Here is a 250-nt window from a genome sequence, read left to right on the forward strand (position 1 = left end):
CTCGACCCCGCGATCGTCGACCGCCTCCGGGCGACCGAGACGTTCGATCAGGGACACGCGACGAGCGAGTATCTGGCCGCCGCCTGGCTCGACCAGGCCTGGCATCGGCTCTTCGTCGACGACGACGTGGACGACGTCGCGGCGTTCGAGGCCGCGGCGCTGGCAGACATCGGGCTCGACGACCCCGCCGTGCCGACGCGGTATTCGTCGACGTACTTCGCGCACGTGTTCTCCGGCGGTTACAGCGCGG

General features: G+C 70.4%; 1 protein-coding gene. It reads left to right on the forward strand.

Annotation, left to right across the window (positions count from 1 at the left end):
- A partial coding sequence (locus tag PUW82_RS15105; RefSeq protein ID WP_274223135.1) for a M3 family metallopeptidase occupies positions 1 to 250 on the forward strand: 250 nt, incomplete at both ends.

The organism is Microbacterium thalli (assembly GCF_028737325.1).
Classification (GTDB): Bacteria; Actinomycetota; Actinomycetes; order Actinomycetales; family Microbacteriaceae; genus Microbacterium; species Microbacterium thalli.